We start from the raw sequence: 15,122 nt of genomic DNA on the forward strand, positions 1-15,122 counted from the left end.
AACCTGCTGTCAACTGCCTTTTTCACCGCTGCCGATCTGTGAGACCGAAGCCTTCCGATACTACCTGAAGCGTTCAACTCATTGAATCTCAAGGAGTTTTGCGTTTCGACTACGTCGGAAGTGGGGCGCATTATAAGGGGATTCAGAAGGGCGTCAACAGTTATTTCAATAAAGTTTCAACCTGCCCTCCTCCGCCCCATCAAGCGAGGGACACGGCGCCATACCGGCGGCAATCGCACGGCCAACAACAGCGCACCAATAGAGGCATACATTACCCATTCCTTGAGATCCGAACGCACGATCCAGAGAAAGTGCAGCAGCCCCAGCCCCAGGATGACGTATACCAATCTGTGCAACTTCTTCCACCGGGCACCCAGCCGCCGTTGACTGTATCGATTGGAAGTGGCCGCCAGCGCGAGCAGGCCCAGGAAGCCCAGGAACCCGACGATGATGTACGGCCGCTTACGCAGCTCGACACCCAACTGCCCCCAATCCAGCCCCAGGATAAACACCATATAGGCCGTCATGTGCAGCACGATATAAGCAAAGCACCACAATCCCAGCTGTCGGCGCACCACAATCCAGCCCGACCACCCCGTCAGCCGTTGCAGAGGCGTCATGCCCAGGGTTACCAGGAGAAAGGTCAACGCGCCCAACCCCAGGCGATCCACCAGGATCTTGCCAGGGTCGGGCCCGAGCAAGCCCATAGCTGCCTCATAGAGCCACCAGGCCGGGAGCACGCACCCCACCAGGAAGATAGCCAGGCGAAACCAGGGGTAGCGCATCAATAGTTCTTCCGCAGGTCGAGCCCGGTATACAGCGACGCCACTTCATCGGCGTAGCCGTTGAACATCAAGGTATCGCGCACATTAGGACTGAACAGCCCGCTGGGCAGGCGCCGCTCCCTGGCCTGACTCCAGCGGGGATGATCGACCGTCGGGTTGACGTTGGCATAGAAACCGTACTCCTCAGGGGCCAGGCTTTCCCAGGTAGTACGCGGCTGCTGCTCCACCAGGCTCATGCGCACGATCGACTTGATACTCTTGAAGCCGTACTTCCAGGGCACCACCAGGCGCAGCGGTGCGCCATTCTGATTGGCCAGCTCACGGCCATACATCCCCACTGCCAGGATTGCCAGCGGGTTCATCGCCTCATCCAGGCGCAGCCCTTCTACATAGGGCCAGTCGATCAGGGCAAAGCCTGAACGCTGGCCGGGCATGGACTTGGGGTCCTGCAGGGTTTCGAAGCGTACATAACGCGCCTTCGAGGTCGGCTGCACCTGCTTGAGTACTTCGGCCAAGGGGAAGCCCAGCCATGGAATGACCATCGACCATGCCTCGACGCAGCGCAAGCGGTAGATGCGCTCCTCGAGCTGGTAGGGTTTGACGAAGTCCTCCAAGGCATAGCGACCTGGCTTGGCCACCTCGCCATCGACCACAAGACTCCAGGGTTCGGTCTTCAGGCTGCTGGCATTGGCGGCTGGGTCGCCTTTGTCCGGCCCGAACTCATAGAAGTTGTTGTAGTGCGTGGCGTCCTTGAAGGGCGTGATCGCCTCATCTTTGACCGTGACCGCCTGCCAACGCGTACCCGCGAGCTTTTCGCCGAACCAACGTGGCGGCGCGCCCGGCGCGACATCGGCATAGCGCGACGGCTCAGCCGCCATACCGGCTGCCGGCAGCGCACCGAGCGCCAGGCCGGCAAGGGAGCCGCCGATCAAGGTACGCCGGGAAAGATAGATAGTTTCAGGGGTGATCTCCGATGCTTTGCAATCGGACGACCTGGGAGACTTGATAAGCATGACGGCTCCATAGCACAGGCAACGGATGTACCTGTAAGACTATGGAGCCGGAGGGTTATTCCAGCATTAACTCATTGAGGTGTCTTGCGACGGCGGCCACGCAGCAGGTATTGCACCGGGCCGGACACGGCATAACCGAGGAAGATCAGCAGCAGGATACGGGGCGGGTCGCTGAACACCACGGCAAACACCAGCACCACGGCCAGGATCGCAACGAACGGCACGCGCCCCTTGAGGTCCAGCTCCTTGAAGCTGTTGTACTTGATGTTGCTGACCATCAGCATGCCTGCAGCCGCCACCAGCAAGGCAACCAGGAACGACAGCTTGGAGCCTTGGATGCCATAGTCGCTGAAGGCCCATACGGTACCGGCGACAACACCAGCAGCGGCCGGACTGGCCAGGCCGATGAAGTAGCGCTTGTCGGCAGTGCCGACCTGAGTGTTGAAACGCGCCAGGCGCAATGCCGCACCAGCGACATAGATGAACGCCACCATCCAGCCGACCTTGCCCATGTCGCCCAGCGCCCAGACAAAGGCCAGCAGTGCCGGCGCGACGCCAAAGGCGGCCATGTCCGACAGCGAGTCGTATTCGGCGCCGAATGCGCTTTGGGTGTTGGTCATGCGTGCCACGCGACCGTCCAGGCTGTCGAGGACCATGGCCACGAAGATGGCGATCGCGGCGAAGGCGAAATACTTGCTCGCTTCGCGCGGGTCGCCCGCGCTGAGATAGCCGTGGGCACTGATGGAGCTGACGATCGAGTAGAACCCGGCAAACAGGTTGGCGGTCGTGAACAGGTTGGGCAGCAGATAGATGCCACGATGGCGGACCTTGCGGCCTTCGGCGTCATGCCCTTCTTCAATATGCTCATCGACAGGTAGCAGGCTTTCGGCGTCGGAGGGCTTGTTCGGCTCTTCGGGACGTTCGCTCATGAAAAATACCTTGCAACGGAAGTGGAAAAAAATTCGACATGGGCCTGCTAAACAGGTTCTAACGGCAAGCCACTGGTCGCTTTATACCAGAAGCCGGCCGCCTAAATGAAAAAACGCGGCCGAAGCCGCGTTTTTTCATGTATCGAAGCAGACCTTAGTTCTTGGTCTTGTCGACGATCTTGTTGGCAGCGATCCACGGCATCATGGAACGCAGCTGCTCGCCGATGACTTCGATGCCATGGGCAGCGTTGTTGCGACGCTTGGCAGTCATGGACGGGTAGTTGGTGGCGCCTTCGGAGATGAACATCTTCGCGTATTCGCCGTCCTGGATGCGCTTCAGAGCGTTGCGCATGGCCTTGCGGGATTCTTCGTTGATGACTTCCGGGCCAGTGACGTACTCACCGTACTCGGCGTTGTTGGAGATCGAGTAGTTCATGTTGGCGATACCGCCTTCGTACATGAGGTCGACGATCAGCTTCAGCTCGTGCAGGCACTCGAAGTAGGCCATTTCTGGCGCGTAGCCCGCTTCGACCAGGGTTTCGAAACCGGCTTTGACCAGCTCGACGGTACCACCGCACAGAACGGCCTGCTCGCCGAACAGGTCGGTTTCGGTCTCGTCCTTGAAGGTGGTTTCGATGATGCCGGTACGGCCACCGCCGACGCCCGAGGCGTACGACAGGGCAACATTCTTGGCGTTGCCGGAGGCGTCCTGGTAGACAGCGATCAGGTCAGGGATGCCGCCGCCCTTGACGAACTCGGAGCGCACGGTGTGGCCCGGAGCCTTCGGCGCGATCATGATCACGTCGAGGTCGGCACGCGGAACGACTTGGTTGTAGTGGATCGAGAAGCCATGGGAGAAGGCCAGGGTAGCGCCTTTCTTGATGTTCGGCTCGATTTCGTTCTTGTACAGAGCGCCCTGGAACTCGTCCGGGGTCAGGATCATGACCAGGTCGGCAGCAGCGACGGCAGTGGCCACGTCAGCCACTTTCAGGCCGTGGGCTTCTGCCTTGGCCACGGTGGCCGAACCCTTACGCAGACCGACGGTAACGTCCACACCGGAGTCCTTCAGGTTGCACGCCTGGGCGTGGCCTTGGGAGCCGTAACCGATGATGGCGACTTTCTTGCCCTGGATGATGGAAAGGTCGCAGTCTTTGTCGTAATAAACTTTCATGAAATACCCCTGTTATATCTCGGCTCCACGGAGCCATCACTGATTCTTGTATGCGTATTCAGATACTGAGCACTTTGTCGCCACGGGCAATGCCGGTAACGCCGCTGCGCACGGTTTCCAGGATCGACGCAGTGCCGATGGCCTGGATGAAGCTGTCCAGCTTGTCACTGGTGCCGCTCAGTTGCACGGTGTACACGCTGGCGGTGACGTCGACGATCTGGCCACGGAAGATATCCGTGGTGCGCTTGATCTCGGCGCGCTGGGCGCCGGTGGCCTTGACCTTGACCAGCATCAGCTCGCGCTCGATGTGAGCACTTTCCGACAGATCGACGAGTTTGACCACTTCAACCAGCTTGTTCAGGTTCTTGGTGATCTGTTCGATCACTTCGTCATGACCAACGGTCGTCAGGGTCAGGCGCGACAGGGTCGGATCCTCGGTCGGCGCCACGGTCAGGCTTTCGATGTTGTAGTTACGCTGGGAGAACAGGCCGACCACGCGAGACAAGGCACCGGGTTCGTTTTCCAACAGCAGGGAAATGATGTGCCGCATATCAGGTACGCTCCGTCTTGCTCAGCCACATGTCACGCATCGAGCCGTCCTTGATCTGCATCGGGTAGACGTGCTCGGTCCTGTCGACCGCGATGTCGATGAACACCAGGCGGTCCTTCATCGCAAAAGCCTCTTCCAGCTTCGGCTTGAGGTCCTTCAGGCTGGTGATGCGGATACCCACGTGACCATAGGCCTCAACCAGCTTGACGAAGTCAGGCAGCGACTCCACGTAGGAGTGCGAGTGACGGCCGCTGTAGGCCATGTCCTGCCACTGGCGAACCATGCCCAACACACCGTTGTTCAGGTTGACGATCTTCACCGGCAGGTCGTACTGCATGCAGGTGGACAGCTCCTGGATGTTCATCTGGATACTGCCTTCGCCGGTCACGCAAGCGACGTCCTGGTCGGGGAAGTTGAGCTTGATGCCCATCGCCGCCGGGAAACCAAAGCCCATGGTGCCCAGGCCGCCGGAGTTGATCCAACGGTTCGGCTTGTTGAAGCGGTAGTACTGCGCCGCGAACATCTGGTGCTGGCCTACGTCGGAGGTGATGAAGGCATCGCCCTTGGTCACTTCGCAGAGGGTCTCGATCACGGTCTGCGGCTTGATCACGCTGCCGTCGCCCTTGTCGTAGGGGAACAGGTCGCGATCGCCGCGCCACTCCTCGATCTGCTTCCACCAAGCGTCGAGCGCGGCCTTGTCGGGCTGCTCGCCGATTTCCTTGAGGATGGCCAGCATCTCGTTGAGGACGCTTTCCACAGGGCCTACGATCGGCACGTCGGCCTTGATCATCTTGGAGATCGACGCCGGGTCGATGTCGATGTGGATGATCTTGGCATTCGGACAGAACTTGGCCGGGCCGTTGACCACACGGTCATCGAAGCGCGCGCCGACCGCGAAGATCACGTCGGCATTGTGCATGGCCATGTTGGCGGTGTAGCTGCCATGCATACCGAGCATGCCGAGGAACTGACGGTCGGTACCCGGGAAGCCTCCCAGGCCCATCAGGGTATTGGTGACCGGCAGGTTCAGCGACTTGGCGATCTCGGTGAGCGCCTCGGAGCCGCCGCCAAGGATGACGCCGCCACCGGAGTACACCACCGGGCGCTTGGCGGCCAGGAGCATCTCGGCCGCCTTGCGGATCTGGCCGGAGTGACCGCGTACCGCCGGGCTGTAGGAGCGCAGCTTGACCTTCTTCGGGTAGACGTATTCGAACTTCTCGGCCGGGTTGGTCATATCTTTTGGAATGTCGACCACGACCGGGCCTGGGCGACCGGATTGCGCCAGGTAGAAGGCTTTTTTCAGGACTTCGGGAATTTCCGTGGCATGTTTGACCATGAAGCTGTGCTTCACGATCGGCCGGGAAATACCAATCATGTCGGTTTCCTGGAAGGCATCGGTCCCTACCATGGTGCTGGGCACCTGGCCGGAGAGGATGACCATCGGGATCGAATCCATGTAGGCGGTGGCAATGCCGGTGATGGCATTGGTCGCGCCCGGGCCGGAAGTGACCAGTACCACACCAGCCTTGCCGGTGGCACGGGCATAGCCGTCCGCCATATGGGTGGCAGCCTGCTCATGACGAACCAGGATGTGGTTGATCTCCGGTTCCTTGAACAGGGCGTCGTAAACATGAAGGAGAGCACCACCAGGGTACCCATAGATGTGCTTAACGCCTTCGTCACGCAAGAAGCGGACGACCATCTCAGCGCCAGATAAAAGCTCCACGTTGTTCACCTCTAAAACGCCAGAATACCGCCCTCACTGGGCGGGTCTTAATAGGTTTACTGCCAAGCAGAGCATGAGCGAACGTCAGCACTGACTGAGCAAGTATTGGGAGCGCCCCAGAGTGTTGCGGGGGTTTCCCACCCAGCGCGAGGTAACGCGTTGCGGGGTGTAACAAGTCGGCGCGGGTGTGCGCCTCATGATCTGCTTAGCGGGTCTGCTTCTGGCAGTCCCTCTACAGCGGAAACTGGATTCTTCTGATTCGGCACGCGTAAGTCAAGAAAAATTATTGCCAATTTTTCAAAAGGATGGAGTGCTGCCACCACTAAAAACGAGCTCTGCAGCAGAAAAATAAAGAATTCAATAAAAAAGGGCCACAATCTGCGGCCCTTGAAGGAAAAAGAGAAGAAATCAGGCGGAAGGACTGATCAATTGGTCGAACGCTGCCAGCAGGCGCCGTAGCTCGCGGCTCTGTTCCGGACGATCGACGAACACGGTTTCGGCCATGACCAGGATGCCGGAGGCGTTGGGCAGCGGATGCCCCTGCTCGATGATGAGCTTCATACGGGGCAGGAAGATCCATTGCAACCACTGCTCGAAGGCCATGGTGTCCACCGCGAACGGCACCACGCTGGCGAGCGCTTCGGCCGTCGGCGTCTCGGCGCTCCACCAGCCTTGAACCTGCAGCTCACGCTCGATCAGCAGCAGGTGGTCGGCGATGTCCAGGATACGCTGCTCCATCACGATGTCGTCCGCGCCTTCTGCCGCGCCAATGCCGCGCCAGCGCTGTCACCCTGCTTCTCGCGGGCCTGGGCGATGGTGTTCCACAGCTCGGCCTGCAGGTCGGGACGACCGTTGGCGTAGGTCAGGGCGCGACGGGCCAGTTGTTCGGCCTGGGCGGCGTCGCCCTGGGCCAGGCGCACCTGGGCCAGGCGGAACAGTACCTGCGGCTCGCGCGGGGCGATGCGCTGGGCACGCTCCAGGCTCGATGCGGCACCGTTGAAGTCACCGCCGCCCTGTTGCTGTTGGGCAGTGGTCAGCAACGCCAGCACAGGGCCGTCCAGTTGCTCGTCGGCCGATAAGCCACCGCTGCCCACGTTGCTGCGCGGAATGCCGGTCGGGGCGCTGGAGGTAGCGCTCGGCGCGCTGTTCATCGACGCGATGTCGAACGGTTCATCCGCCACCGGATTGGGGTTGGTGGTAATCGGGCCGGTGCTGATCGGCCCAGGCGTGATCGGCCCAGTGCTGATTGGCGCCGCGCTGCTGCCAGCCGGGAATGACTGAATCGGTGCACCGCCGGCCCCTTGCGGGATCATCACGGTCACGCCGGAGTCTTCGGGCAGGGCCTGGGCCTGGCGGGTGCCGCCACTGGTCGGCAGGCCACCGCTGCGGTTGGCCGCGACCCGCTCGCTGTTGGAGACCCGGGTGCTGGAGTCCACCACCGGGATATTGCCGCGCGGCACGCTGGCACAGCCATGGAGCACGGCCATCGCCGTCAAGGCAGGAAACAACCACTTGTTCACGTCACACCCTCTTCGAAGCTAGCGCTCAATTCATCCATCCCTTGACCCAGTCCATGACGGACTCGACCGGGTCCTGTGGGCCACAGATGGCACCGGGAGCCGGTTCACTCCCTCGAATATACGGCATCTGCACCGCACCCGGACAGCTGCTGTCCGACCCCTGGCCGCTGTACGGGTCGATCCAGGCTTGCACCACGTTGTCCGGTTGCGGCATGTCCAGCGGCAGTGGGTCGGCCTTGCGCATGAAGCTGGTCCAGACCTGCAGGGCGCCGGTGGCACCGGTGAAGGGGGTCTTGCCGTTGTCGTCACGCCCCAGCCAGACCACCGCCAGCAGGTCCTGGCTGAAACCGGAGAACCAGCTGTCGCGCGAGTCGTTGCTGGTACCGGTCTTGCCGGCCAGGGTCAGCGAGCGTGGCAGCACGTTGTAGACCGAGCGGCCCGTACCTTCGCGCATCACCCGCTGCATGGCGTTCTGCACCAGGTAGATGGCGCCCGGGTCGAAGGACTGCTGGATCTGGAACGGATAGCGCTTGAGCGGCTCGCCTTCGGCGGTGAGCACGCTACGGATACCGCGCATCGGCGTGTTGAAGCCACCGTTGGCGATGGTCTGGTACATGGTCGCGACCTGCATCGGCGACATGCCGCCGGCCCCCAGCAGCATCGACGGGAATGCCGGCCAGTCGACGTTCACGCCGAGCCTGCCGATGGTCTTGATCACGTTGGGCACACCCACTTCCAGGCCGATCTTGGCGGTGGACAGGTTGTACGAGTTCGCCAGGCCCTGGTACAGGTAGATGGTGCCGTGGGGGCGGCGGTCGTAGTTCTGCGGGCGCCAGACCTGGCCGTCGGCACCTTTGACCGAGAACGGCTCGTCCTGCACCCAGCTGGTCAGGGTGTACTTGGTCGGTTTTTCCAGCGCGGTCAGGTACACCGCCGGTTTCACCAGCGAGCCGATCGGCCGTACCGCGTCGATGGCCCGGTTGAAGCCGGCGAAACCGGCCTGGCGACTGCCGATCAGTGCCTGCACCTCGCCGGTTTCGGGGTTGGTCACCACCATGGCCGACTCCACCTCATCAGCGCCCTTGCGTCCGGCCAGGCGCTTGAAGGTCTCGCTCATGGCCGTCTCGGCCTTCATCTGCAGGATCGGGTCGAAACTGGTGAAGATGCGCAGGCCTTCTTCGGTCAAGTCTTCGTCGCGGTAGTCCTGGCGCAACTGGCGCTTGACCAGGTCGAGGAATGCCGGGAAGGAGCTGTCGGCGAGGCTGCCGCGCTTGGTCACGCCCAACGGCATCTTCTTCGCCGCCGCGACCGCTTCCGGGGTCGCCACGCCCTGCTCGGCCAGCAGGTCGAGCACCAGGTTGCGACGGGCCAGGGCGCGGTCCGGATGGCGCCGCGGGTTGTAGTAGGACGGCCCCTTGACCATACCGACCAACAGGGCGATCTGGTGCAGCTTGAGTTCGGCCAGCGGCTGGCTGAAGAAGAACTGGCTGGCCAGGCCGAAGCCGTGCACGGCGCGCTGGCCGTCCTGGCCGACGAACACCTCATTGAGGTAGGCCTCGAGGATCTCGCGCTTGTCGTAGTGCAGCTCCAGCAACACCGCCATCATCGCCTCGGTCAGCTTGCGGCTGAGGCTACGCTCGTTGGTGAGGTAGAAGTTCTTCACCAATTGCTGAGTCAGCGTACTGCCGCCCTGGCGCATCGCGCCCGCCGACGTGTTGACCCACATGGCACGGGCGATGGACTTGGGTGATACGCCGAAATGGCTGTAGAAGTCGCGGTCTTCCACGGCCACCAGGGTTTCCAGCAGATACGGTGGCACCTGGTCGATCTTGATCAGGATGCGGTCTTCCAGGTTCTTGGGGTAGATGCCGCCGATCATCAGCGGCTCCAGACGCACCACGTCGAGCTTGCCGCCATTGGCCCCGGAGAGCCCTGCCACATAGTCGCCGGAAAAACGCACGCGTACGAACTGCGCGGGCTCCATCCCCTCGTAGAACTGGAAGCCACGGGTATTGAGGTCGACGGTGTTACCGTTGACCGATGCTTCGCCCGGGCCTTGGGCGGCGGTTTCACGGCGGTAGCCCAGGGCATCAAGTTCGGTGAGGAAGTCGTTCTTGCTCAGCTTCTGGCCGACGAACAGCTCCAATGGCCGGGCGTACACCTTGGCCGGGATGGTCCAGCGCTTGCCGGAGAACTTCTCCTGGACGACAGCATCGAGGTAGACCGCGAAGCCGGCGATCAGCACCAGGCCGACCAGGCTGAGCTTGAGGGCCCAGCCCAGCCAGGCGCGGGAGCGGCCGGTCGGGCGTTTCTTGGGGGTGCGGGAGTTTCGGGTACGAGTCATGGCGGCGGATTATACGCACTTTGGTCAAGGCTGGTGGGCTGCGGGGCGATTCAGAATAGTCGCTTCGTCCGCCTGGAATACCAGCGGTTTGCAGGGACGGCACCATTGACCATAATGGCGCTTTCGAATTCCCTGCCTCCAGAAGGATTGCCCGTGAGCCAAGCCCTGATCAGCGCGCTGCAGAACCCCGCCCTCTATTCCCATCCGGTGGACGGGTTCCAACTCATCGAGACGCATATCTCCTGGGTGCTGCTGACCGGCGAATATGCCTACAAGATCAAGAAGCCGATGAACTTCGGCTTCCTCGACTTCACCGGCCTGGACCAGCGCCAGCATTTTTGTAACGAAGAGCTGCGCCTGAACCAGCGCCTGACCGACGGCCTGTATCTGGAAGTCCTGCCGATCACCGGCAGCGCCGAAGCCCCGCAACTGGGCGGCGATGGCGAGCCGATCGAATATGCACTGAAGATGCGTCAGTTCCCCCAGGGGCAGATGCTCAATACCCTGCAGGCCAATGGGGAGCTGAACGCCGGCCACATCGACCAGATGGCCCGGCAGATCGCCGAGTTTCACCTGCAGGCGCCCAAAGTCTCGGTCGATCACCCATTGGGGACACCGGAGAGCGTCATGGCCCCGGTGGAGCAGAACTTCGAGCAGATTCGCCCGTTCCTCACCGACAAGGCCGACCTGCAACAACTGGACAACCTGCAGGCCTGGGCTCGCAGCAGCTTCGAGCGGCTGCACGGCCTGCTCGAGTCGCGCAAGGCCAACGGCTTCATCCGTGAATGCCACGGCGACATCCACCTGGGCAATGCCACACTGATCGATGGCAAGGTGGTGATCTTCGATTGCATCGAATTCAACGAGCCCTTCCGCCTGACCGATGTCTACGCCGACATCGCCTTCCTGGCCATGGACCTCGAGGACCGCGGCCTGAAGTGCCTGGCGCGCCGCTTCATCAACCAGTACCTGGAGCTGACCGGCGACTACGAAGGCCTGGAGCTGCTGAACTTCTACAAAGCTTACCGTGCCCTGGTACGCGCCAAGGTCGCCCTGTTCAGCATGCCGGCCGAAGCCGACGGCGTGCAGCGCGCCACCACCCTGCGCACCTACCGCAACTATGCCAACCTGGCCGAAAGCTACAGCGCTATTCCATCGCGCCTGCTGGCCATCACCCATGGCGTCTCGGCCGTGGGCAAGAGCCACGTGGCCATGCGCCTGGTCGAAGCCCTGGGCGCGATTCGTGTCCGTTCGGATGTCGAGCGCAAGCGCCTGTTCGGCGAGCAACAGCAACAAAGCGCTGGCCAACTGCAGGCCGGCATCTATGACCAGGACGCCAGCCGCGCCACGTATCAGCGCCTGCATGAGCTGGCGGCGATCATCCTGCGTGCAGGCTTCCCGGTGGTGCTCGATGCCACGTACCTCAAGCTGGCCCAGCGCCAGGCCGCGGCCCAGGTTGCCAACGAAACGGGCGTTCCGTTCCTGATCCTCGATTGCCAGGCGCCCGACGCCGTCATTGCCAGCTGGCTGGCCCAGCGCCAGACCGAGGCTAACGACCCCTCCGATGCGACCCTGGAAGTGGTCAAGGCCCAGCAGGCCAGCCGCGAACCGCTGAGCGCCGAAGAACTGCCCCACTGCAAGCGGGTGGACACTCAGGAAAGCGCCAGCATGGACCAGTTGATCGAGCAGATCCGCCAGCGCCTCCCGGGCATCTGAACGGTTCATGAAGGGCTGCTTTGCAGCCCTTTTTTCTGCATGCCATCGCGGCCGGGAAAAGCCGCTCTCACGGACGCCAATGCCCAGCTTTCAGGATCGACCTCGTCGGGGGTCGATGGCAAAAGGCCGCGTATTTCCCAACCCCCGCTACACTCCTTTCTGACCTGCTCGCGATTTATTCCACAGACCTCGTTCAGCCATCGCCAGGAGGCCAGATGAACGATGAATTGCAGCATCTGAGAAATCTTGGCAAGACCTCCGCACAATGGCTTCACGCCGTCGGTATCCACAGTGCATCGGACCTGCGCCGCCTGGGCGCGGTGGGCGCCTATCAGGCCGTGAAGTCGCGAGGGTTCCGGGCCTCGAAGGTGTTGTTGTACTCCATCGAGGCAGCATTGCTGGACATGCACTGGAACGATTTGCCCGCCGAGCGCAAGCAGGCGCTCGACGATCAACTGGATGCCAAGACCCCTGCGCAAAAAAAACCAAAATAATCGGGTGGAGGGATTGACGTCGAAATGAGAATCGTTATGATTAGCACAACTGGTCGCGAGACTGGTTGGATAAGCTGAAAGGTCCCTGGTTCGGACGCTCAGATTATCTCCTCATCAGGCTAATCACGGTTATTGACCCGGCAGTTTTGCCGGGTCTTTTTTTGGCCGGCATTCGGCAACGGCGGTATCTCATCGCCGCAACTGAGCGCAATAGTCCTGGGCAGGCAATGCCGCCGTGTACCACACATAGTCCGCCATGCCTGGCTCGACCTTCTCTCCGACCTCCACCAGCAGCAAGACCTTCGTCTCGCCCGGCGCCCCCAGGTCTGCCAAGTGCAGCGGCACGCCAAGGTCCTTGCGTGCATGGTAGCTGCCAGCGAACAGCAAGGCCGGGGCCGGCGCAGCCATCATCCGCTCGGCGATACGCCGGTCGCGCTGTTGTTGGACGGCAAGCATGGCTGGCAGTTGCGGCTCCGGCAGCAACCCACAATGGCCAGCACGGACTTGTTCGAGCAACGCAGCCTTCACCGCCGGAGCATTCGAGTGCTGCCCTTCCAGCACCTGCGGGTTGCGATAGGCCTGGCGCATTTCATCCGGCGTCAGGTTGGCCGCCAGCAAAGGGATCTGCCGCTGCAAGGCCTCACGCACGATAGGCCCGTACAACCGCCAGTCCCATCCCTCTTGCCAGGCCAGGGCCTGCGGCAGCTTCTCGGGCTGTGTCGCCTGCCCTTGCAGTGCATCGACCAAAGGTTGCTGCGCTGGCTGTAGCATTTCCAGCAACAGGCTGCCCTGCGCACGCCGGGTTTCCAGCGCACGCAGCAACCATAACTGCAGGGCGTGGTGGTCGGGATTGTCGTGCTTTTCGCCCACCAGCACCCGAGGGGCTCGGGCCAACTGCGCCACGAGCTGGTCAGGGGTGAGCTGTTGACCATCGGCCAAGTTGCGGATCGCCCCTAGCTGCGCATCATTCCGCCCCTCGGAGCCCTGCCAGGCGGGCAAGGGCGGCAGGCTGGCCTGGCAGCCGGTCAATGCCAGAACCAACAAGCCGGACAACAACCCATGGCGCATGGCAGAACCTCCTAGCGGATGATGATCAGCGGATGCCCACGCTCCGGATGCGCCTGCACCAACACATCGATGCCGAACACCGCCTTGAGCGCTGCGGGTGCAAGAACTTGTTGCGGCGTACCCAGGGCATGGCTGCGCCCCTGCTCCAGCAACAGGATACGGTCACAGTAGCGCGCCGCCAGGTTGAGATCATGCAGGATGACCAGGATCGCAGCCCCCTGGTCGGCGAATCGACGTACCGCCTGCAAGGTGGTGTGCTGGTGCAAGGGGTCAAGCATCGAGGTGGGTTCGTCCAGCAATAACGTGCTGCCCGCCTCGCCTGGCCATAACTGCGCCAATACCCGGGCCAGGTGCACCCGCTGGCGCTCGCCGCCGGACAGCGCCAGGTAGTTGCGCTCCAGCAGGTGCCAGGCATCTGCCGCACGCAAGGCCGCCTCGACGATTTCCCGATCACGCTGGCGGCCACTGGCATGAGGCAGCCGGCCGAGCCCGACCACCTCTTCGACGCCAAAAGCAAAACCCAGGCTGGAGACCTGTGGCAACACCGCCAGGCGACGAGCGCGCTCCTGGCCCGGCCAGTCTGCCAACGGGCGCCCCTGCAACTGCACCTGCCCCTGGCTGGGCACCAACTCGCCACACAAGGCGCCCAACAGGCTGCTCTTGCCGGCGCCATTGGGCCCTAGCACACCCAGGACCTGCCCGGGCCGCACCTGCAGGTCTATCCCGTGCAGCACATCATTGCTGCCACGCCGCAGGTGCAGGCCGTCGACTTGCAACATCAGGCGCGCCCTCGAATCAGCAGGAACAGGAAAAATGGCGCACCGATGAATGCGGTCACGATACCGATCGGCAGCTCTGCGGGTGCCAACGCCAGGCGCGCCACCAGGTCGGCGAACAGCAACAGCGCCCCGCCGGCCAACAAGGATGCCGGCAACAGCACCCGATGGTCCGGCCCGCAGAGCAGACGTACCAGGTGTGGCACCACCAGGCCGATGAAGCCGATCAGCCCGGCTGCAGCAACGGCGGCTCCCACTCCCAAGGCAGTACAGAACACCAGCTCGCGCTTGAGCGCTTCCACGTCGATACCCAGGTGCCGCGCCTCCGACTCGCCCAGCAGCAGGGCATTGAGCGCCTGGGCTCGGCGTGGCAACCACAACGAGACGGCCGTCGCCACCAGCAACAAAGGCCACAGGCGCTCGTAGCTGGCGCCGTTGAGGCTGCCCAGGTTCCAGAATGTCAATGTACGCAAGGTGGCATCGTCGGCCAGGTAGGTGAACAGCCCCACGGCCGAACCCGCCAGCGCGGTCAGGGCGATGCCCGCCAACAGCATGGTGGCGACGTTGGTCTGGCCGTCGCGCCGCCCCAGACGATAGACCAGCGCAGTGACGCCAAGACCGCCAAGAAAAGCGCACGCCGACAGCAGGTAAGGGGCGAACCACTCCGGGATCCCGCCTAACCAGCTGCCGCCGACGATCGCCACTGCCGCGCCCAAGGCCGCGCCACTGGCAACGCCGACGAGCCCGGGGTCGGCCAACGGGTTGCGAAACAATCCCTGCATCGCCACACCCGACAGCGCCAGCACCGCACCCACCGCCAACCCCAGCAGGGTACGCGGCAGACGGATCTGGCCGAGAATCATCTCAGCCTGTTCAAGGCCATCGGCGGCCATGGGCAACCCCAACAGGCGCAACCCTGCACGCAACGTATCGAACAACGGCAGGCTGACCGGGCCCAATGCCAGCGACAACCAGGTCGCCAACAAGCACAGCAGGGTCAGGCCGATGAACAGGGAACGAGGCTGGACAC

At 62.5% G+C, this 15,122-nt stretch carries 14 protein-coding genes; 2 read left to right on the forward strand and 12 right to left on the reverse strand.

The features are described 5' to 3' along the window. Positions 1-176: 176 nt before the first annotated feature. The 9 genes from msrQ to mrcB form a co-directional block, all read right to left on the reverse strand. Positions 177-785 (reverse strand): protein-methionine-sulfoxide reductase heme-binding subunit MsrQ, encoded by a 609-nt coding sequence (gene msrQ / locus ACNFCI_RS14755; protein ID WP_084855444.1) that lies wholly within the window; start codon positions 783-785, stop codon positions 177-179. After that, positions 785-1,798, reverse strand: coding sequence for a protein-methionine-sulfoxide reductase catalytic subunit MsrP (gene msrP, locus ACNFCI_RS14760; protein WP_368830264.1), 1,014 nt, complete (start codon positions 1,796-1,798; stop codon positions 785-787). The genes msrQ and msrP overlap by 1 nt, the downstream gene beginning before the upstream one ends. Positions 1,799-1,869: 71 nt before the next feature. Further along, positions 1,870-2,727: a CDP-diacylglycerol--serine O-phosphatidyltransferase gene (gene pssA / locus ACNFCI_RS14765; RefSeq protein ID WP_084855446.1), complete on the reverse strand. Its 858-nt coding sequence runs from the start codon at positions 2,725-2,727 to the stop codon at positions 1,870-1,872. A gap of 154 nt (positions 2,728-2,881) precedes the next feature. Further along, on the reverse strand, positions 2,882-3,898 hold the full coding sequence (gene ilvC, locus ACNFCI_RS14770; RefSeq protein ID WP_043215774.1) for a ketol-acid reductoisomerase: 1,017 nt from the start codon (positions 3,896-3,898) through the stop codon (positions 2,882-2,884). A 58-nt stretch (positions 3,899-3,956) separates the two neighbouring features. Beyond that, a complete protein-coding gene (gene ilvN, locus ACNFCI_RS14775) occupies positions 3,957-4,448 on the reverse strand; it encodes an acetolactate synthase small subunit (protein ID WP_003250040.1) in 492 nt (163 codons plus the stop codon). Position 4,449: 1 nt separating this feature from the next. Continuing rightward, positions 4,450-6,174, reverse strand: coding sequence for an acetolactate synthase 3 large subunit (locus ACNFCI_RS14780; RefSeq protein WP_084855570.1), 1,725 nt, complete (start codon positions 6,172-6,174; stop codon positions 4,450-4,452). Between the two features lie 408 nt (positions 6,175-6,582). Continuing rightward, positions 6,583-6,915: a YqcC family protein gene (locus ACNFCI_RS14785; RefSeq protein WP_368830263.1), complete on the reverse strand. Its 333-nt coding sequence runs from the start codon at positions 6,913-6,915 to the stop codon at positions 6,583-6,585. Beyond that, positions 6,912-7,694, reverse strand: a complete 783-nt coding sequence (locus tag ACNFCI_RS14790; RefSeq protein WP_368830262.1) for a tetratricopeptide repeat protein — start codon at positions 7,692-7,694, stop codon at positions 6,912-6,914. Before ACNFCI_RS14790 ends, ACNFCI_RS14785 begins: the two co-directional genes overlap by 4 nt. Positions 7,695-7,719: 25 nt before the next feature. Next, positions 7,720-10,038, reverse strand: coding sequence for a penicillin-binding protein 1B (gene mrcB, locus ACNFCI_RS14795; protein WP_084855449.1), 2,319 nt, complete (start codon positions 10,036-10,038; stop codon positions 7,720-7,722). A gap of 153 nt (positions 10,039-10,191) precedes the next feature. Between mrcB and ACNFCI_RS14800 the strand changes: the two genes are divergently transcribed. Further along, positions 10,192-11,754, forward strand: a complete 1,563-nt coding sequence (locus tag ACNFCI_RS14800) for an AAA family ATPase (RefSeq protein ID WP_324814838.1) — start codon at positions 10,192-10,194, stop codon at positions 11,752-11,754. Positions 11,755-11,969: 215 nt separating this feature from the next. Next, positions 11,970-12,248: a TfoX/Sxy family protein gene (locus ACNFCI_RS14805; protein WP_224457905.1), complete on the forward strand. Its 279-nt coding sequence runs from the start codon at positions 11,970-11,972 to the stop codon at positions 12,246-12,248. A 189-nt stretch (positions 12,249-12,437) separates the two neighbouring features. Here ACNFCI_RS14805 and ACNFCI_RS14810 read toward each other — a convergent pair whose 3' ends face one another. The 3 genes from ACNFCI_RS14810 to ACNFCI_RS14820 are packed head-to-tail and all read right to left on the reverse strand — an operon-like array spanning position 12,438 to position 15,078. Next, positions 12,438-13,316, reverse strand: coding sequence for a ChaN family lipoprotein (locus tag ACNFCI_RS14810; protein ID WP_368830261.1), 879 nt, complete (start codon positions 13,314-13,316; stop codon positions 12,438-12,440). Between the two features lie 11 nt (positions 13,317-13,327). Then, positions 13,328-14,095, reverse strand: a complete 768-nt coding sequence (locus ACNFCI_RS14815; RefSeq protein ID WP_084855453.1) for a heme ABC transporter ATP-binding protein — start codon at positions 14,093-14,095, stop codon at positions 13,328-13,330. Further along, complete coding sequence (locus ACNFCI_RS14820) at positions 14,095-15,078, reverse strand: FecCD family ABC transporter permease (protein WP_224459260.1); 984 nt, start codon at positions 15,076-15,078, stop codon at positions 14,095-14,097. Before ACNFCI_RS14820 ends, ACNFCI_RS14815 begins: the two co-directional genes overlap by 1 nt. Positions 15,079-15,122 lie beyond the last annotated feature (44 nt).

Source organism: Pseudomonas sp. NY15356, from assembly GCF_048068175.1.
Taxonomy (GTDB): Bacteria; Pseudomonadota; Gammaproteobacteria; order Pseudomonadales; family Pseudomonadaceae; genus Aquipseudomonas; species Aquipseudomonas putida_K.